Genomic DNA, 17,831 nt, shown 5'->3' with positions numbered 1-17,831 from the left:
CGAAACGGGACGGCCGGGTGTCGGTCGCTGCTGTTACTGTCGGCGCTGTTGACATGGGTGGGGAGCGTCGGCCAGGGGGCCCGGCGCACGGTGCTGTCATTCCGGATCCGCCCTGTTTCCTCATCTTTCAGGATTCCCGGGGAGGGACCCTCTGTGGCACGCTCTTCACGCGCGCGTGAACGCCGCTCGCGTACGGCCGTCGTGGCCGCCACGCTCATCGCCTCGGTGATCGGCGCGACGCCGGCCACCGCCGTGCCGGTCGCCGCGCCGTCGGCCGCACCCGCCTCCGTCCCGCCCGGCGACCAGCTCGACATCACGCCCGGCTGGCGGAGCGTGCCCCGGCACGCGATCGTCTCCGGCGTCTCCGCCAACGGCTATGTGCACGAGACCGAGGACTCCGACCCGTCCTCCGGCGGCGAGCTCCACTGGACCGACTTCGCGACCGGCCGGACCGTCTCCCTCGGATACGGCTCCGGCAACGCGGCCTTCGCCGAGGCCGGGGTCGGCGGACGGTACGCCTACGTCCGGCCCGGCCCCGGCACGCACGCCGTCCGTGACCTCACGACCGGCACCGAGCAGCCGCTTGTCCTGCCGCGCGACGCGAGCCTGCGGGGTCTGCTCGGCGACACCCTGCTCTTCCAGCAGTACGAGTCCGATGAGTCGACGCAGGCGACCGTCGGCTACTACCTGCGGTGGGTCGGCGACGCGACGGAGACCCGGGTCCCCGTCACCGGCTTCCCCGAGGGCGCCGACCTCCACATGGCGCGGCTCGTCGCGGGCGACTCCACCGCGGCCGTGATCCGCTTCGGCCGGTCCGGCGACCCGTACAACCCGACCGACCTCGGCGTCGTCGACCTGCGGACCGGGCAGATGACGGTGATCGAGGCGCCGACCTCCGTCGGGGAGAGCCTCCTCGTCGCGCCGGTGGCGCTGAGCGCCGACCGGATCGCGTGGGTCGACCGGAACCGCCAGGCGCACGTCAGGGAGCGGTCCGCCCTGAACGGCGCCGAGCGGACGTTCGCGGTGCCCGAGGGTCTGAGCACCGCGCGCATCGGCCTGGTCGGCGAGTGGATCCTCGCCGCCGAAGACGTCTCCGGCACGGACGCCTCGCTCGGGCGGGAGCTGGTCGCCTTCGCTCCGGACGGGCGCAGGCAGACGCTCCTGGAGAAGGCCGAGCGCGAGATCAACCAGGTCGTCGGCGGCGTCGGCGCGGCGGTCGTCGGCGGCTCATCCGCCACCGACTGGGCCCTGCTGAAGGCCGTCCCGGGCAAGGGCGACGGCGCCCCGGTCCTGGAGAAGCTGCACCGGGTCGAACCGCTGGCGGCGGAGGTCCAGTCGCTCGCCGTCGGCGCCGGCCGGCTCTCCACCCTGGAGCAGGACGGCGGGTCGAGCCGCGGCTTCCACTCCCGCGACCTGCCCGTCGGCCCGCTGCACGTCGGCCAGTCGGCGCCCGTGACCCTCGGGTCCGAGGAGCGGCTGGAGAGCACGACCCCGCTGTTCGACTCCGGTGACGGCCGTACGGTCCACCTGGCCGGCAGCCCGTCCGGCAGCGGCCTCGACGTCGTCGGTCGGCGCTCCGCCAAGGAGACCACCCGGGCCGCCACCGGCAGGAACAGCGGCCGGATCGCCGACGCCTCCGGCCGGTGGGCCGTCTTCCAGGGCGGTCGCCCGAGCATCCCCGGCGACCTCGTCCCCGGCGAGCAGACCCTCGTCCTCGACCTGGACGCCGCCCCCGGCACCTCGCCCGTCGCCCGGACGCAGCCGCAGACCGCGGCGGCCCTGCGCGGCGACACGCTGTTCGCCGGCACGGCCACGCCCGGCCAGGTGTCCCGTACGGACCTGACCACCGGCAAGGACCTCGGCGCCGTCCCGACCGGCGCCGACTGCCAGGCGACGGAGCTTCAGGTCGCCGGGCGCTGGCTGTACTGGTCGTGCGCCCAGTTCTCCAAGCAGGGCGTCGTCGACCTCCAGAAGGGCACGAAGATCGCGCTGCCCAAGGGGTCGTACAACGGCGGCCTGCTGGGCGACGGCTTCGTCGTGGACCAGGGCGCGGGCTCGCTCCGGCTGATCGACTTCCACACCGGAACGGCCGCCGCGCCCCGCGCGCTGGTGGACTCCGTGCAGGGGGCCCGCCGCGAGGCGTGGACCGTGGACCGCCTCGGCGGCGCCGTCGCGTACAAGGACGCCGAGAACCGGATCCACGCGGTGTGGACCGGCGTGCCCACCTCCGACCTGACGGCGACCGCGACGCACGCGCCCGCGAGCGCCGTGGCGACGGACGGCTGGAAGGCGGCCTGGTCGCTGTCGAAGCCGACGTCGTACTGGCAGCTGACGCTGCGCCGGAAGGCGACCGGCGACGTGGTCCGGACGTACGGCGGTGGCGAGACGCGCGGCCGGATCGCGGTCACGTGGGACGGCCGGACGGCGGCGGGCAAGCTCGTCCCGAACGGCGCGTACACCTGGTCGCTGAGTGCGAACACGGCCGACGGCGTGGGCCGGGACCTGACGGCCACGGGCGGCATGTCCGTGACCGGCGGTGCCGTGCCGGCCTGGCGGGACATGCGGGGCGGTGACGGTTTCGGTGATCTGCTGGTGATGGATCCGGCGGGTCTGGTGTCGCTGTACAAGGGCGACGGTGCGGGTGGTGTGGCGGCGCGGACGGCCGGTACGGGGGCGGCGTTCCCGTCGACGGCCGTGCTGGTGCCGGGCGGTGACGTGAACGGTGACTCATGCAACGACGTCTACGTGCGCGTGGGTGACGAGCTGCGGTCGTACCGGCCGGGGTGTGACGCGGTGGTGTCGGCGTCCTCGCTGTACACGTCGGTGGGCAAGGGCTGGGGTCAGTACGACGTGCTGACGTCGTCGGGTGATGTGAACGGCGACGGGTTCAAGGACCTGATCGCGCGCCAGGCGTCGACGGGTGACATGTACTTCTACCCGGGTACGGCGGATCACCGTCTGGGTGCGCGGGTGAAGGTCGGGACGAACTGGAAGCTGTACGGGAAGATCGTCGGTGCGGGTGACCTGAACGGTGACGGGCGGGGCGATCTGCTCGGCATGGACGCGTCGGGTGTGCTGTGGCGCTACTACGGCACGGCGAACGGTGGTGTGACGGCCCGGGTGAAGGTCGGTGCCGGCTGGGGTGCGTACAACTCCCTGGTGGGTGTCGGCGACATCACGGGCGACGGTCGCGCGGAGCTGCTCGCCCGGGACACGACCGGCAGGCTGTGGCGGTACACGAACCTGGGCAACGGTCTCTACGGGGCCCGCGTCATGATCGGCACGGCCGGCTGGAACGGCTTCAAGGGCCTGTACTGACGCACCCGCCCCTGGTGGCCCGCCCGCACGACGGGAGGGCCACCGGGGGGCCCGGGGGGAGACGGGGCCGTGTCGGATACCCGATCGGTTCCTGGGAGCGATACGGCTATGCTCGGGGGTGTTGTGCCGAGGGCCGTTAGCTCAATTGGCAGAGCAGCGGACTTTTAATCCGTTGGTTGTGGGTTCGAGTCCCACACGGCCTACGTGTGGCGGGGGAGGGAGTGCCCTCCGGCCCGCCGGGAGCGCCTCGACCGTTTTCGCCGGTCGGGGCGCTCCGTCGTTGGCAGTTGACCAGGGCGCCACGTAGCTTCGGGGCATGAGTGCCCCGCCGAGCCGCCGCGAGCCGAACCAGGTCGCCGACCTTCAGGCCACGGACCTCCCGGTTGCGGAGCTTCCGGTTACGGAGCTTCCAGTTACGGACCTCCAGGCCACGGGTCTTTTTCCGGAGCAGCGGAAGGCGCCGGGGGGCGCTGGGGCGCGTGTGGGTGCTGGGGAGCGCGAGGGGGCCGGGGCGGTTGCGGAGGAGGGGCGGGCGTTCGGCTCGGAGGGTGCTCCCGGAGTGGCTCCTCGCGGGGGGCGAACAAGGGCGCGATGGCGTCAGGTCGCCATACCGGCGCGGTGGCGTGGAGTCGCCACGGTGCTGGTCTGTTTTCTCGTGTGCTTCGCGCTGGGCCTGCAGTCCTGGACGGCGCTGCGGGTGACCGGTTTCGACCTCGGGATCTTCGACCAGGCGGTACGGGCGTACGCGCACTTCGATCCGCCCCGGTCGCCGATCAAGAACGTCCACCATGAATTCCCGCCGGACTTCACGCTCTTGGGTGACCACTTCACCCCGCTCCTGGCACTGCTCGCCCCGCTCTACTGGGTCTGGGACGATCCGCGCGCGCTCATCCTCGCGCAGGCCGCGCTCTTCGCGGCGGGCGTCCCGGTGATCCGCCGGATCGCGCGGCACTGCTTCGCCCAGGCCGACGGGACGAGCCCGGCCGGCGTCCCGGCCGGCCCCGGCGCCCCGACCGGCCTCGCCGCCACCGCCCTCGCCCGGCGGGCTGCCGACGTGAGCGGCTTGGTCTACGCGACGGGCTGGCCGCTCCTCAACTCCTCGTACACCGGCTTCCACGAGGTCGCCTTCGCCGTACCGCTCACGCTGCTGATGCTGGAGCGCGGCCTGGCGCGGCGCTACGGCGTCGCCGCCCTGTGCGCCGCCGCGCTCTGCCTGGTGAAGGAGGACATGGGTCTTGTGGTCGGGGCGTTCGGGCTGGTCCTCGCCGTGCGCGCGCACCGCGCCCGGCAGACCGCCGGCCGGGCGGTGGGCGTCGCCCTGCTCGTGGGCGGACCGCTGGTCGTCGCGCTGGTGGTCGGCTGGTTCCTCCCGGCCATGGGCAGCCCGCCCGGCTACTACTGGAGCTACGGCCGGCTCGGCGCGGACGGCGGGGAGGCCGCGCTGCGCGTGCTGACCGAGCCGTGGGTGCTCGCGGAGGTCGCGGTCACGCCGTTCGTCAAGGTCCTCATGCTCGCGTGGCTCCTGGCGACGCTCGCGTTCCTGCCGGTCGGGTCGGCCACGCTGCTGCTCGCGGTACCCCTGCTCGCGGAGCGCATGCTCTCCGACAACCCGAACCACTGGCCGGTCGTCAACCACTACGACGCCTTCCTCTGGCCGATCCTGCTGACCGCCGCGCTGGAGACCCTCGCGCGGCTGCACCGCGCCGCCGGTCGACCCCGTCCGGCGTGGCGGCCCCGGGCCGCCCGGCTCTCCGTCGGCGCGGTCACGCTGAGCACGGCGGCGGCCCTGGTCGCCGGGCTCGGCCTGCCGCTCAACCCGGGCTCCTGGCAGCCCCGGCCGGACAAACGCGCGCTCGCCCGGGCCGCCGACCTCATCCCCGACGGCGCGACGGTGGAGGCCGACAACACCGTGGCCCCGCACCTGACGGCCCGTACGCACGTCGTCCTCGTCGACGCGACGCCGCGCGGCGCGGACTGGGTCCTGCTCCGCGTGAACGACCGGACCTTCCCCTTCGCCTCCCTCGCCGAACAGCGGCAGCGGATCGCGCTCCTGCTCGACCACGGGTACGAGCAGGTGCGGAACGAGGACGGGGCCGTACTGCTCCACCGCGTCCGCGACGTCCCGATCCCCGGCCTGCGCGTACCCGGCCCGGACAGCACTCCGGTACGGGAGCGGGTCCCTGCGGACGTGGGACGTAATCCGTTCGTGCGCTGACCGAACCGGTCCGGGGCGGCGACTTCACGCCGGGTCGGTCAGCCAGCGGCCGTCGCGCATCAGATCACGGTCCGGGAGCTCGTCGACCTCGCGCCAGGCCTGGACGCGGCGCGGGGTGATGCGGAACCAGCGGTACGACGGGCCCGCCGTGCGCGGGTCGAAGCCGGTGCGGGCGGCGAACCGGTCGCCCCGCTCCCGCGAGACCGTGTCGAGCGCCAGGACCTCGACGTCGCCGTCGATCATCGTGACGTCACGGGTGCCGCCGAGCGCCAGCCGTACGGTCCGGGTCGCGGCCATGTTCCGGCCGGTCGGACCGGTCGCCGGGGTGGCCGTGAGCAGGGCCTCGCCGTCCCAGTCGAAGGAGAGCGGCACCAGGTAGGGGGCGCCGTCCGCCGAGGCGCTCGCCACCCAGAGGTCCACGTCGTGGGTGAGCCGGTGTTCGGTGTCGCGGCGGCGCTCGGGGCGCGAGCGGGGCGGCGGCGCGGTCTCGGGCATGGTCGCTCCTGAAGTGTCGTGGCGTGGTGGCGTGGTTGCGTGGTGGGCGTGGTGGCGCGTTGTGCGTTCCGCGCTCCGGTCACACCTTCCGTCCGGGCGGGGGCCGGGCGCTTCCGTGCCGGACACGGAACGTGCCACCGACCCGCCACGGATAATGGGCCGATGTCCACTCCCGTGATATCGGCTCGGGAAGCCGACGTCCTCGCGCTGCTCGGGGAGCACCTCAGCAACGCGGAGATCGCCGCCCGGTTGTTCATCTCCGTACGTACCGTCGAGTCGCACGTCTCCTCGCTGCTGCGCAAGCTGGAGGTACCGGACCGGCGCGCGCTCGCCCGGCACGCGATCGAACGCGCCCGCGCCGAGGAGCTGGCCCGGGCGGAGGAGCAGTCGCGCGCCGAGGAGCGGTCGCGCGCCGACGAACGCGTCCGTGTCGGCGCGCAGTCCCGCGCCGACGCGCGATCCGGGCGCTTCCGAACCGCCCCCCTCCCGGCCCCGCTGACCGCCTTCATCGGCCGGGTGCGGGAGCGGGCGGAGTTGGCCGAGGCGGTGCGTGCGCACCGGCAGGTGACCGCCGTCGGGCCGGGCGGGGTGGGCAAGACGCGGCTCGCGCTGGCGGTCGCGGCCGACCTGGCGGACGAGTTCGCCGACGGCGTGTGGTTCGTCGACCTGGTCCCGGTCACCGATCCGGAGCGGGTGGGCGCGGCGGTCGCCGCGGCCCTGGGCGTGGGGGAGCAGCCCGGGAGCGGCATCGACGACGCGGTACTGGCCGCCCTGGCGGACCACCGGACGCTGCTCGTCCTGGACAACTGCGAGCAGGTACGGGACGGCGGGGTCGCGCCGTTCCTGGAACGGCTGTTGACGGCCTGCCCGGCGGTGCGCGTGCTCGTCACGAGCCGGGCGCGCCTGCTTGTGCCCTTCGAACGGGTCTTCCCCGTACCGCCGTTGTCCCGCGCCGGCGCCGACGCGTCGGACGCGGTGGCGCTGTTCCTGGACCGGGCGGGGGCCGTCGGCGCGGTCGGCGTGGTCGGGCTGCTGACGGATCCGGGCGTACGGGAACGGGTCGTCGCCCTCTGCGAACGGCTCGACGGCATGGCGCTCGCGATCGAACTGGCGGCGGCCCGGTGCGCCACGCTCGGACTCGACGGCCTCACGGCCGGCCTCACCGACCAGCTGCGCATCCTCGCGGGCGGCCCCCGTGCCACCGACCGGCACCGCTCGGTGCGGGCGGTCCTCGACTGGAGTCACGACCTGCTGGAACCGGTGGACCGGGCGCTGGTGCGCCGGGTGTCGGTCTTCGTCGTGCCGTTCACGGCCGAGGCCGCGGCCGAGGTGGCCGGGTTCGCCCCGCTGGACCCCACGGTCGTCGCCGACGGCCTCGGCCGGCTCGCCGAGCAGAGCCTGCTCGCGGTCACGCCGTCCGAGACGGGTACGCGGTACCAGGCGCTGGAGACCATCCGCCAGTACGGGACGGAACGGCTGGCCGACGCCGACGAACTGACGACCGTCCGCACCCGGCACGTGGACTGGTGCCTGGCCCGAGCGGCGGAACTGGGGGAGTGGGGTGGGTCGGACGGGCTGGGCGGGCCGAGTGGGACCGGTTCCCTCGGCGGGCCGGGCACGCGGGGCGTCGACTGGCGCGTGCGGTTCGACGCCGTGGCGGACGACCTCCGCGCCGCTCTGACCTGGTCCGCGGACCGCCCGGACCGCCGCGCGGACGCCCACCGCCTCGCGCTCTCCCTCGCCGATTCGGCCTTCACCCGCAACCTGCTGGGTGAGGCCCAGCAGCGGTACGAACAGGCGGCCGAGCTGGCGGGCGGGGCGGCGGGCGTGCGGGTCCCCGGCCCTGTCGGTACGGAAGCCGGGGCCCTGCGGCAGGCGGCCGCCGTCGCCGGGTGCCGCAGGCTCGGCGACGACATGTTCCGGCTGCACCGCGCCGCCGCCGAGGCCGCGCGCAGGGCCGGGGACACCGCCGGGGCCGGCCGCGACCTGGCGGCCGCCGCCACCGTCGCGTACCGCTTCTCCAGCGAGTTCGCCGTGCTCCCGGCCGTCGACGACGTGACCGCCCTGCTCGGCTCCGCGCGCGAGCTTGCCGGCGCCGACCCGGCCGCCGAGGCGGCCGTCGCGCTCGCCGAGGCGGCGGTCGTCGCGGACGCGTTCGGCGCGGTCCAGGGCGACACCGACAACACGGCGGCGGAGACCGTCGCGCGCGCCGAGCGGGCCGTGGCGCTCGCCCGCCGCACGGGCGACCCGGTCGCGGAGTCCGCCGCCCTCGACGCGCTGTCCGGCGCCCAGTGCTGGGCCGGGGAGTCGTTCGCCGCCGCAGCGGCCGCCCGCCGCCGCATCGAGCTCCTGGCGCAGGCCTCCGGTGGGCGGCCCGATGCCCACGCCCCCGCCCGTACGCACGAGTTGCTGGACGCCCTCGCCATGGCCGCCGGAACCGCGCTGGGCGTGGGGGACCTGCCGGCCGCCCGCCGGTGGGGCGGGCGGCTCGCCGAGCACCCGCTCCTGGCCGAGGTGGGCCACCACGCCCTGTCCTGGCTGCTGGTCGCCGACGCGTTCGCCGGCCGGGGCGACGAGGTGCTCGCGGGCAGCGTGCGGTTCCTGGACGCGTGGGAGCGGAGCGGGCGCCGCCGGTCGTTCTCCCTCGGTCCGGCCGCCGCGTCGGTCGCCCTCGTCCACGGCCTGCGCGGCGACCACGAGGCCCGGGCCGGCTGGCTCGCGACGGTCGACCGGGCGGGTACGGGGGACGAGTACCGCCACGGCTACGGCGCCGTCCTCGACGCCCTGCTCCTGCTGCACGACGGCGACCCGGACGCGGCGCTGGAGCGGGTCGCGCCCGAGCCGGAGCGGGTGTGGAAGTGGCTCTCCTGGGTGTGGCTGCACTGGTACGTGACGCTCCGGGCCGAGGCCTCGGTGCTCGCCGGGCACCCGGATGCCCGCGCCCGGCTCGACGCGGCACGCAAGACGGTCGCGGGCAACCCGGTCGCCACCGCCCACGTGGACCGGACGTCGGCGCTCCTCGACGGCGACCTCCCGCGCCAGCTCGCGGCCGCGACCGCCTTCGAGGCGGCCGGCTGCCCCTATCAGTCGGCCCGCACCCTGCTCCTCGCGGGCGGCGCCCACGCGACGGCGGGTACGACCGCGCTGGCCGCCCTGGGCCTCGTACGAGAGCCGGCCCCGACCACACCCGGGCCGCGCGCGATCCCCGACGCCTGACGTCACGTCACGGCCGCCTGGAGGGCCGGTGCGCACCGGCGCGGGGCCGGGCGCCACCGTCCCCCCCCGGGTCCGGGCGGTCGCTGTCCCCACCGGTCCGGGCGGCCACTGTCCCCACCGGTCCGGGCGTCACTGTCCCCCCGGGTCCGGGCGTCACCGTCCCCCCGGCCCGCGCGCCACCCACCACCCATCAGCTGGAGCGGTCCGGGCGTCCGGACCGGCGAAGGTGTGGGCCGCCCTCAGATGCCCAGCGACTCCAGTCGTTCCGGGTCCGCGATGATGTCGATCTGTGTGATGCGGTCGCCGACGATCGTGAACGCCATGAGGCCCGCCACCCGGCCGCCGTCCACGTAGGAGACGACGCCCGGCGCGCCGTTGACCAGGACCTCCCGGTACTCGCGCCGGAAGCGGGCGAAGGTGAGCGCCTGGCTGATGACCGCCTCCGCACCGCGCACCAGCTTCGACGCCGCCGCGAGCGCCTTGCCGCCGTCCGCCCGCAGCAGGACGTCCGGGTCCAGGACCGCGAGCAGGCCCTCGAAGTCACCGGCCTGCGACGCCGCCATGAAGGCGTCGACCACCTCGCGCTGGCGGGAGAGGTCCGGCGCGGGGCCCGGCGCCGCCCCCTGGACACGACGGCGCGCCCGGCTGGCCAGCTGGCGCGTCGCGGCCGGGCTGCGGTCCACGATCGGGGCGATCTCGTCGAAGGACACCGCGAACATGTCGTGCAGGACGAAGGCGAGGCGCTCGGCCGGTCCCAGCGTGTCGAGGACCACGAGCAGCGCGAGACCGACCGAGTCGGTGAGCAGCGCCTCCTCCTCGGGGTCGGTCGTGGGGCCGCCCGCGCGGCGCAACAGCGGATCGGGGACGTAGTACTCCAGCGGATCCTCACGGCGCGAGGCGCGCGAGCGCAGCATGTCCAGGCAGACGCGGCCCACCACCGTCGTCAGCCAGCCGCTGAGGTTCCGTACGTCACTGATGTCGGAACGGCTGAGCTTGAACCACGCCTCCTGGACGGCGTCCTCCGCCTCGCTCAGCGAGCCGAGCATCCGGTAGGCCACCGCCTTGAGATGCGTGCGGTCGGCCTCGAACCGTGAGGCCAGGAGGTCCTTGTCGTCCATCGGTGCGTCTCCCTCGTCGAAACTCGTCGAGTCCGTCATCGTCATGACGGACGGCGCCGTCGAAACGTGACACGTCCGCCCCGCCCGGAACCGGGCCCCGGACCACTCCGGAGGAGCCCCCGGACAGCCGGAGAGGTCTCCGGACAGCCGGAGGCCCCACCGCACATCCGGAGCCCCCCTCCGGAACCGTCCGTTGCGTGAGATCCCCTGCCGCCCCCCGCGTAACGCCGGGATTTCCCCGGCGGAGGGTGCCCACCGCCGGGAAGTGCCACTTCAACGCGCTGATCGTCGACCGTAGATTTTCACGCATGACGACAACCGCGCAGGTCAACGCCGTACTTCGTACCCCGCCCGCCTCTCCCCGGGCCGCTGCCGCCTACTTCTCCGCCAGCCTCGCCTTCCACGCCGACGTCTCCGACGTCGCGAGCGCCCTCGCCGCCGACGGCGACCCCGGCTTCGTGGTCCTCGACTCCCGCTCGACCGCCTCCTGGGACCAGGGCCACGTCCCCGGAGCCGTCCACCTGCCGACCGCGCTCATCGCCGAGCAGGCCGAGCAGCTGCTCGACACGACCGTCCCCGTGGTCACGTACTGCTGGGGCCCCGGCTGCAACGGCGCCACCCGCGCCGCGCTCGCTCTCGCGCAGCTGGGCTACCAGGTGAAGGAGATGCTCGGCGGCTTCGAGTACTGGGTCCGCGAGGGCTTCGCGTACGAGACGTGGGAAGGCCCCGGGAAGAAGGACGCGGACCCGCTGACCGCCCCCGTCGACTCCGACGACTGCGGCTGCTGAGAGCCGCCGGGCCCCTGCCGGGATACGGATTAGGGGATCCGCGCCCCATGCCGTAAGGTCATATTCACCGACGCGGGGTGGAGCAGCTCGGTAGCTCGCTGGGCTCATAACCCAGAGGTCGCAGGTTCAAATCCTGTCCCCGCTACTCAGTAGCAACGAAGGCCCGGATCCAGTCACTGGATTCGGGCCTTCGTCGTACGTCCCCCGCTCCGGCCGCCCGCCTCGCCGCCCTCGCCGCCCGCCTCGCCGCCCCCGCCGCCCGCCTCGCCGCCCCCGCCGCCCGCCTCGCCGGCTTGCGCGCTTGACCTTTACGCAACGTCAAGATCTAGCGTTCTCGGTATGGAGTGGTCGATCCAAGAGATCGCCAAGAAGGCGGGCACCACCAGCCGAACCCTCCGGTACTACGGAGAGCTCGGGCTGCTGGAACCCAGCCGGATCGGCGCCAACGGTTACCGGTACTACGACCAGGCGGCGCTCGTGCGGCTGCAGCGCATCCTGCTCCTGCGCGAGCTGGGGCTCTCACTGCCCGCCGTCGGCGAGGTCCTCGAAGGGCAGCGGGACACGTCCGCCGCGCTGCGCACGCATCTCCTTCTGCTCGAACAGGAGCGGGAGCGGATCGGGCGGCAGATCGCGGCGGTGAAGACCACGCTCCACAAGACAGAGAAAGGGGAAGCGCTCATGGCAGAGGAAGTTCTCGACGGCTTCGACCACACGCGGTACGAGGAGGAGGTCAGCCGGCGCTGGGGTCGCGACGCCTACGAGCAGGGCGACCGCTGGTGGCGCTCGCTCAGCGCCGAGGAGAAGCGGGACTTCATGGACCGGCAGGCCGCCATCGCCCGCGACTTCGGGCGGGCGGCGCACGACGGTCTCGCGGCCGACAGTGACGAGGTCCAGGAGATCGCCCGGCGCCACGTCGCGTGGCTGTCGATCACGACGGCGCCGTCGAAGGAGTACGTGACCGGGCTCGGCCAGATGTACGTCGACGACCCGCGCTTCACCGCCACCTACGACCAGCACGGCGAGGGCACCGCCGTACTCGTCCGGGACGCGATGAAGACCTACGCGGAGCGGAACCTGTAGCCGCGCGCCCGGTCCGCGTCCCCCACACGGCCGAGCGGGGGTCGCCGAGCGGCGCGGCTCCCGCCACCCTGGGGAGGGCGCGGTACCGTCCGTCGCCGTGCCGTGTACGGACCGGGCAGGAGAGCACAGGTGGGGCAGGGCCAGGGGCAGGGGCAGGAACAAGGGCCGGTCCAGGGCCGGGGAGGCGGACCCGTCGGCGGCGATTCCGCCGGCAAGGGTCGGGCCGGCAACGGTGGGGCCGGCAAGAGTCGGGCCCCCAAGGGTCGGGCCGCCGACGGTCGGGCCGGCAACGGCCGGGTCGGCCACGGTCGTGTCGCCGACGGTCAGGTCGGCAACGGTCAGGTCGTCGACGGGCTCTCGCCGCGGCCTCGGCGGGGGCGGGCCGAGCGGGCGCGGCGGTTCATCCGGGCCCTGCCGCCGCTGGTGATCCTCGGCGGTGTCGTCTTCGACCTGTCCACCCCCGCCTCGTACACCGCCTCCCCGATGTTCTCCGCCGCGCCGCTCATCGCCGCCCCGTTCTTCTCGATGCTGACGACGCTGCTCACCGGCATCGCCGCCGTCCTCGCCAGCATCGGGCTGCACCTCTACAACCAGACCGCCAACGACGTTCCCGCCCTCACCGAGACGTTCACCGTCGTCACCGTCTCCGTGCTCGCGCTGCTGATCAACCGGGTCGTGCGGCGCAGCGGTGAGCGGCTCGCGTCGGCGCGGGTCATCGCGGAGACCGCGCAGAAGGCCGTGCTGCCGACGCCCGCCGAGCGGATCGGCGGGCTCCATGTCGCGGCCCGGTACGAGGCCGCGCAGGCGGACGCGTTCATCGGGGGCGACCTCTTCGCCGTCCAGGACACGCCGTACGGGGTACGGCTCGTGGTGGGTGACGTCCGCGGCAAGGGGCTCGAAGCGGTGGAGGCGGTGGCCGTCGTGATCGGCGCCTTCCGGGAGGCGGCGGAGCAGGAGGCGACCCTCGAAGGCGTCGCGCAGCGACTGGAGCGCGCGCTGGCCCGCGAGGGCACCCGCCGGGACGGGCTGGACGCCTTCGAGGGGTTCACCACCGCCGTCCTGGCCGAGATCCCGCGTGGGGCCGGGCGGGTACGGGTCGTCAACCGGGGCCACCCCGAGCCGCTGCTGCTCCACGCGGACGGCGCCCTGTCGCATCTGGTGCCGACCGAGCCCGCGCTGCCGCTCGGCATGGGCGAGCTGGCCGCCTGGCCTGACCGGGCCGACGAGGCGCCGTACCCGCCGGGCGCCACGCTGCTCCTCTACACCGACGGGCTCTCCGAGGCGCGCGACTCCAGCGGGGCCTTCTACGAACCGGCCGAGCGACTGGCCGGGAGGATCTTCCCGGGGCCGGAGGAACTGCTCGACGCGCTCGTCGACGACGTCCGCCGGTACACGGGCGGGGGCTCCACCGATGACATGGCGCTGCTCGCCGTGAGCCGGCCGGGAGCGGGCCAGCCGGAGCGGCGCCGGACGATGCCCGTGGTGCGGTGACCGGCAGACCGGCAGACCGGCTGACCGGCTGACCGGCAGACCGGCTGACCGGCGCCGTGCGCGGTGCCGTACGCGGTGCCGTGCGCGGTGCCGTGACCATCCGTAGTGGAAGGGTTCCGCTCCGATAACAATTGACGAACAGTCAGTTCTCGACCTTTAGTAGAGGTCCGTACTGAAGCGGGATCAAATCGTCCTGTACCAGCTCAATCTTGTGAATGATCAACCGGAACGGCTTGGAATCCAGCCCTCGTGTCTATTAACGTTCGATAACGCAGCGCGGTCGTCCCAGCCGTCGTCCAAGACGGCACCGTGCGCACGCGCCGAATCCTGAAAGGGAACCGGGGAACCACTACTTGGGGTGAATCGGGCACCTTCGCACTCGTGCGAAAACGCCCGTAGGAGACCTTCCTGCTCCGAACCCGTCAGCTAACCCGGTAGGCGAGAAGGAAGGAAAGGAGCGCGCCTCCGTGGCGTCCAACAGCCCTGCCCCCGAGGGTCTTTCTGACGGTTTCAACGCGTTCGGCGCCCGTGGCGCCGCCGGGACGGACGACGAAGCGTCGACCTGGGGAGAGTGGAACCCCACCGAGGACTCCCTGCGCCAGCAGGCCCGTTCGGGTGGCCGCCACCGCGTCGTGAAGCAGCGCTCCGGCTTCGCCCGCTCCTCCACCGTCCTCGGCGTCGGTGTCATCGCGGCCGTCGGCGCCGGCGGCATGGCGACCGCCAAGGACAAGCCCCCGGTCTCGATATCGCTTCCCGACCTCAACCTGCCGGACGCCTCCGAACTGCCCGGCGTCGGCGCGCTCATCTCCGACACGGACGGCGCGGACGGTACGGACTCCGGGACGATCAACGCCCAGCCGCTCACGGCCACGCTCGCGCTGCCGGCCGACGAGGCCCAGCTGAACGCGGGCGCCGAGTCCGCCTCCGCGGCGACCGCGGACGCCGGCGAGGCGCTGCGCGCCCGCATCCTCCAGCAGGCCGAGCAGCAGCAAGCCTCCGCCGACGCCGCCGAGAAGGCCGTGGCGGAGAAGGCAGCCGCCGAGAAGGCCGCCGTCGAGGCCGCCGCCCAGGCGGACAAGGCCGAGAAGGAAGCGGCCGCGGCGAAGAAGAAGGCCGAGGAGGAGGCGGCGGCGAAGGCCGAGGCCGAGCGCCTGGCGAAGCTCGCCGCGAGCTACTCGCTGCCCACGTCCTCGTACACCCTCACCTCCACGTACGGCCAGTCCGGCTCCATGTGGTCCTCCGGCCAGCACACCGGCCTCGACTTCGCGGCGCCGACCGGCACACCGGTCAAGGCGGTGCACGGCGGCACGATCAAGTCGGCGGGCTGGTCCGGCTCGTACGGCTACCGGATCGTCCTGGAGCTGGAGGACGGTACGGAGGTCTGGTACTGCCACCTCTCCTCGATGACGGCCGGCGTTGGCCAGTCCGTGGGCACCGGCGACACGATCGGGCGCGTCGGCGCGACCGGCAACGTGACCGGCCCGCACCTGCACCTCGAGGTCCACACCCCGGGCGGCTCGGGCGTGGACCCGGCGGCCTGGCTGGGCAGCAAGGGCCTGTCGGTCTGACGAGACTCCGGCGGCCCTGGCGTCACCCCCCCACGCCAGGGCTGCCGGGACTCCCGGTTCACCGCTGTCGGAATAGCGCACTCCAGGGAGGTCGTTGAACCGTCCCATGACCTCTCTTCGCCCGCTGGGCCGTTCCGATCTCCTCGTCTTCCCGCTCGCGCTGGGCGGCAACGTCTTCGGCTGGTCCGCCGACCGGGACCAGTCCTTCGCCGTCCTCGACGCCTACACCGCCGCCGGCGGCAACGTCGTCGACACCGCCGACGCGTACTCCGCCTGGGTCGAGGGCAACCAGGGCGGCGAGTCCGAGACGCTCATCGGCGAGTGGCTGACCGCCCGGGGCAACCGCTCCGACGTCGTCATCGCCACCAAGGTCGGCGCCCACCCCCAGTACAAGGGCCTCTCCGCGACCACCATCAAGGCCGCCGCCGAGGAGTCGCTGCGCCGCCTCGGCACCGACTACATCGACCTCTACTACACGCATTTCGACGACCCGACCGTCCCGGTCGAGGAGATCGTCACCGCGCTCGACCAACTGGTGCGGGACGGCAAGGTGCGGGCCGTCGCGGCCTCCAACATCTCGTCCGAGCGGCTCCAGGCCTCCCTCGACTTCGCCGAGGCCGAGGGGCTCGCCCGCTACGTCGCCCTGCAGCCGCACTACAACCTGCTCTCGCGCGACACGTACGAGGGCGAACTCCTGGCCACCGCCGAGCGGGCCGGGCTCGCCTCCCTCCCGTACTACGCGCTCGCGTCCGGCTTCCTCACCGGCAAGTACCGCCCGGGCAGGACCGTGGACAGCGTCCGCGCGCACGGTGCGGCCGCGCACGCGGAGTCCGAGCGGGGCCGCCGGATCCTGGCCGCGCTCGACACCGTGGCCCAGGCGCACGAGGCCGAGGTGGCCACCGTCGCCCTGGCCTGGCTGGCCTCACGCCCGACCGTCGCCGCGCCGATCGCCTCGGCCCGTACGGTCGAACAGCTCCCGGCCCTGGTGGCCGTCGCGGACCTCCGACTGACCAGCGCCGAACTGACGCTCCTGACGGAAGCGTCCGCGTCCTAGGACCTCTCGTCCGGGTCAGGCCGGGTCAGGCCGGATCAGGTCGGCCTCGCAGGCCGGATGAGGCCGGGCTCGCAGGGGCCGGATCAGGCCGGGCTCGCGGGTCGGCCTCGCGGGGCCTGCGGGCCTCGCGGCGCCTGCCGGGCTCGCGGGGCCCTAGCTCCGGTACGGGTTGTAGCCGCTGTAGTCGAGGTACTGCGGGGGAGCCCACACCCGGCCCGTCGCGCGCGCCGCGTACGTGAGGGCGGGGGAGGCGACCGGCTTGCGCTGCCAGAGATGGTGGAGCAGCTCCTGCTCGCGGGCCGTGAAGTCCGCGTCCGGCGCCCCGCGCTCGGCGCGGTGCCGCAGGAAGGCGAGGGTCGTCGCGAACGCCTCGTACTCGCCGACGGCGGTGGCGGCCGGCGGGCCGTACGTCCGGCGGGCGAAGTCGCGGGCCACCGACCGGGCCCGCATCGAGGAGAGCGCGAGCGGCTCGGCGGGCGAGAGCCAGCCGGCCGCCGCGTACGCCGGGAGCTGGCCGGATATCGTGCGCAGCTCCCGCTGCCTGCTCCATATCGCGAGCCAGGTCAGCAGGCCGAAGGCGGGCACCATGAACATGCCGTAGACCAGGATGAAGCCCAGCGGCCCGAGGATCGTGGCGGAGCCGTTCCACAGGGCGTGCATGAACATGGCCAGGAGCAGCCCGGCGATCGGCAGCAGCGTCCGGCGCAGCCTCAGGAACTTCCGGCGGGAGGTGGCGAGGGCGGCGAAGGCGAAGCCGAGGCCGGTGAAGACCGTGAAGAGCGGATGCGCGAACGGCGACATCACGATCCGTACGAAGAAGGTGCCGGCGGTCATGGAGCCGAGGCCGCCGGAGCCGAGATCCTGGTCCTCGCCGAAGGCGTTGCCGAGGTAGAGGATGTTCTCCGTGAAGGCGAAGCCGGTGGCGGTGAAGCCGGCGACCACGACCCCGTCGACGAGGCCGGTGAAGTGCCGTCTGCGGAAGAGGAAGATCAGCAGGATCGCCGCGGCCTTGGCGCTCTCCTCGACGACCGGGGCGACGACCGTCGCACCGAGGGACTCGGCGGAGGCGGGGTCGGCGGTGGCGGTCGCTATCCAGCGGACCGCGAAGGAGTTGGCGAGGATCGCGACGAGCGTGGCGGCGCAGGCGCCCCACGCGAAGGCGAAGATCAGGTTCTTCCATGGGCCCGGCTCCACCCGGTCCAGCCAGCGGAAGGCGGCAAGCAGCAGCGGCACGGGCAGGACGGCCAGGCCGAGGCCGACGAGGAAGCCCTCGGTGCCGGTCTGCTCCCGAACGATCGCGAGGATCACCAGCGCGCAGAGCGCGAGCACGGTGATCACGGCGACGGCCCGGACCACCTTGCTGCGCCAGAAGGCGCGACGAGGCCTGTAGCGCCACTGGGCGCGGTCCGGAACGGCCGTGAAGGCCGGCTCCTCGGTGTCCCGGGTGGGGACGGGAACGTGATTCGACACGTGATCGACCCTAACGAG

11 protein-coding genes, 2 tRNA genes and 1 riboswitch are annotated in these 17,831 nt (G+C 73.8%); of the genes, 10 read left to right on the top strand and 3 right to left on the bottom strand.

Annotated features, from left to right (window positions below; translation table 11 throughout):
• Positions 1 to 153: 153 nt before the first annotated feature.
• The 3 genes from ACIPPS_RS19005 (at position 154) to ACIPPS_RS18995 (ending at position 5,533) form a co-directional block, all read left to right on the top strand.
• Positions 154 to 3,318, top strand: a complete 3,165-nt coding sequence (locus ACIPPS_RS19005) for an FG-GAP-like repeat-containing protein (RefSeq protein WP_401433225.1) — start codon at positions 154 to 156, stop codon at positions 3,316 to 3,318.
• A gap of 130 nt (positions 3,319 to 3,448) precedes the next feature.
• A tRNA-Lys gene (locus tag ACIPPS_RS19000) sits at positions 3,449 to 3,521 on the top strand.
• A 434-nt stretch (positions 3,522 to 3,955) separates the two neighbouring features.
• Positions 3,956 to 5,533, top strand: coding sequence for a DUF2079 domain-containing protein (locus tag ACIPPS_RS18995; RefSeq protein ID WP_401433223.1), 1,578 nt, complete (start codon positions 3,956 to 3,958; stop codon positions 5,531 to 5,533).
• Between the two features lie 24 nt (positions 5,534 to 5,557).
• Here the strand turns inward: ACIPPS_RS18995 and ACIPPS_RS18990 are convergent, their stop codons facing one another.
• Positions 5,558 to 6,028: a pyridoxamine 5'-phosphate oxidase family protein gene (locus tag ACIPPS_RS18990; RefSeq protein WP_401433220.1), complete on the bottom strand. Its 471-nt coding sequence runs from the start codon at positions 6,026 to 6,028 to the stop codon at positions 5,558 to 5,560.
• 162 nt (positions 6,029 to 6,190) lie between these two features.
• Between ACIPPS_RS18990 and ACIPPS_RS18985 the strand changes: the two genes are divergently transcribed.
• Positions 6,191 to 9,244 (top strand): ATP-binding protein, encoded by a 3,054-nt coding sequence (locus ACIPPS_RS18985; protein WP_401433218.1) that lies wholly within the window; start codon positions 6,191 to 6,193, stop codon positions 9,242 to 9,244.
• Positions 9,245 to 9,483: 239 nt separating this feature from the next.
• Here the strand turns inward: ACIPPS_RS18985 and sigJ are convergent, their stop codons facing one another.
• A complete protein-coding gene (sigJ, locus tag ACIPPS_RS18980; RefSeq protein ID WP_401433215.1) occupies positions 9,484 to 10,362 on the bottom strand; it encodes an RNA polymerase sigma factor SigJ in 879 nt (292 codons plus the stop codon).
• 308 nt (positions 10,363 to 10,670) lie between these two features.
• Between sigJ and ACIPPS_RS18975 the strand changes: the two genes are divergently transcribed.
• The 6 genes from ACIPPS_RS18975 to ACIPPS_RS18950 all read left to right on the top strand — a co-directional run bounded on the left by ACIPPS_RS18975 (position 10,671) and on the right by ACIPPS_RS18950 (position 16,343).
• Positions 10,671 to 11,150, top strand: a complete 480-nt coding sequence (locus tag ACIPPS_RS18975; RefSeq protein ID WP_401433213.1) for a rhodanese-like domain-containing protein — start codon at positions 10,671 to 10,673, stop codon at positions 11,148 to 11,150.
• Positions 11,151 to 11,221: 71 nt separating this feature from the next.
• Positions 11,222 to 11,295: transfer RNA gene (locus ACIPPS_RS18970), tRNA-Met, on the top strand.
• A gap of 194 nt (positions 11,296 to 11,489) precedes the next feature.
• Positions 11,490 to 12,230, top strand: a complete 741-nt coding sequence (locus tag ACIPPS_RS18965; protein ID WP_401433211.1) for a MerR family transcriptional regulator — start codon at positions 11,490 to 11,492, stop codon at positions 12,228 to 12,230.
• A gap of 402 nt (positions 12,231 to 12,632) precedes the next feature.
• On the top strand, positions 12,633 to 13,721 hold the full coding sequence (locus ACIPPS_RS18960) for a PP2C family protein-serine/threonine phosphatase (RefSeq protein ID WP_401434592.1): 1,089 nt from the start codon (positions 12,633 to 12,635) through the stop codon (positions 13,719 to 13,721).
• Positions 13,722 to 14,029: 308 nt separating this feature from the next.
• Positions 14,030 to 14,177: riboswitch (cyclic di-AMP (ydaO/yuaA leader) on the top strand.
• 11 nt (positions 14,178 to 14,188) lie between these two features.
• Complete coding sequence (locus tag ACIPPS_RS18955; protein WP_401433209.1) at positions 14,189 to 15,289, top strand: M23 family metallopeptidase; 1,101 nt, start codon at positions 14,189 to 14,191, stop codon at positions 15,287 to 15,289.
• A gap of 106 nt (positions 15,290 to 15,395) precedes the next feature.
• Complete coding sequence (locus ACIPPS_RS18950; RefSeq protein WP_401433206.1) at positions 15,396 to 16,343, top strand: aldo/keto reductase; 948 nt, start codon at positions 15,396 to 15,398, stop codon at positions 16,341 to 16,343.
• Between the two features lie 153 nt (positions 16,344 to 16,496).
• On the opposite strand, the gene ACIPPS_RS18945 is transcribed toward ACIPPS_RS18950, so the two are convergent.
• Positions 16,497 to 17,813, bottom strand: coding sequence for a PrsW family intramembrane metalloprotease (locus ACIPPS_RS18945; RefSeq protein ID WP_401433203.1), 1,317 nt, complete (start codon positions 17,811 to 17,813; stop codon positions 16,497 to 16,499).
• Positions 17,814 to 17,831: the final 18 nt, after the last annotated feature.

The organism is Streptomyces sp. NPDC090127 (assembly GCF_044746945.1).
Classification (GTDB): domain Bacteria; phylum Actinomycetota; class Actinomycetes; order Streptomycetales; family Streptomycetaceae; genus Streptomyces.
Note: the sequence above shows the minus strand (reverse complement) of the source record. Positions and strands in the feature narration are given on the sequence as shown.

What these genes read in the sequence shown, in the direction of transcription:
- ACIPPS_RS18990 (WP_401433220.1), bottom strand. Translation starts at nt 6,028, where the DNA reads ATGCCCGAGACCGCGCCGCCGCCCCGCTCGCGCCCCGAGCGCCGCCGC.
- ACIPPS_RS18985 (WP_401433218.1), top strand. Translation starts at nt 6,191, where the DNA reads ATGTCCACTCCCGTGATATCGGCTCGGGAAGCCGACGTCCTCGCGCTG.
- sigJ (WP_401433215.1), bottom strand. Translation starts at nt 10,362, where the DNA reads ATGGACGACAAGGACCTCCTGGCCTCACGGTTCGAGGCCGACCGCACG.
- ACIPPS_RS18975 (WP_401433213.1), top strand. Translation starts at nt 10,671, where the DNA reads ATGACGACAACCGCGCAGGTCAACGCCGTACTTCGTACCCCGCCCGCC.
- ACIPPS_RS18965 (WP_401433211.1), top strand. Translation starts at nt 11,490, where the DNA reads ATGGAGTGGTCGATCCAAGAGATCGCCAAGAAGGCGGGCACCACCAGC.
- ACIPPS_RS18950 (WP_401433206.1), top strand. Translation starts at nt 15,396, where the DNA reads ATGACCTCTCTTCGCCCGCTGGGCCGTTCCGATCTCCTCGTCTTCCCG.